The sequence below is a fragment of the Actinospica acidithermotolerans genome, assembly GCF_018139625.1.
GTDB classification, from domain to species: domain Bacteria; phylum Actinomycetota; class Actinomycetes; order Streptomycetales; family Catenulisporaceae; genus Actinospica; species Actinospica acidithermotolerans.
This window is the reverse complement of the sequence record NZ_JAGSOH010000355.1, coordinates 1-449: the sequence shown is the minus strand read 5'-3', so window position 1 is coordinate 449 and position 449 is coordinate 1. Positions and strand designations below refer to the sequence as shown.

Below are 449 nucleotides of genomic sequence, written 5' to 3'. Positions count from 1 at the left end.
CTACCTTCCTATATGATTCCTCTCACGATCGTAACTACGCAGAATGTTCCTAGATCAAGAACGGGAAAAATCGATCGGTGCGAGTGCCTGAAGTTGGTAACACAGAGCGAACTCTACGATTACGACAGAATATCCCAAGGACAAATGCAGCGTAACAGTGTTCACGATCAAGTGCAAAATATCTGGGATATGGTCCTTGGAAAGAAGAGTCACGGTGAAGATCGTGATTTTTTCTCCGCAGGTGGAAATTCGTTGCGCGCTGTTCAGCTTTTGACCGCCATCGGTAAACAGTTTGGTGTCCGTGTCCCCTTGCGGAGCTTCTATTCTAATCCAACGATTTCCTGCTTGGTCAGTTTGCTGATGTCTGTTGAGGAGTGCGAGCATTGAACTCGGAAGTTTGGCAGCGTATTAGTTCGGCAACTACCTCTTGTTGCTCCACAGTCTTGATA

At 46.8% G+C, this 449-nt stretch carries 1 protein-coding gene; it reads left to right on the top strand.

The window, feature by feature from the left end:
- Window positions 1-387, top strand: a 387-nt coding sequence (locus KDK95_RS35065) for a phosphopantetheine-binding protein (RefSeq protein ID WP_212522651.1), incomplete at its 5' end; no start/stop codon positions are given.
- Between the last annotated feature and the right edge of the window lie 62 nt (window positions 388-449).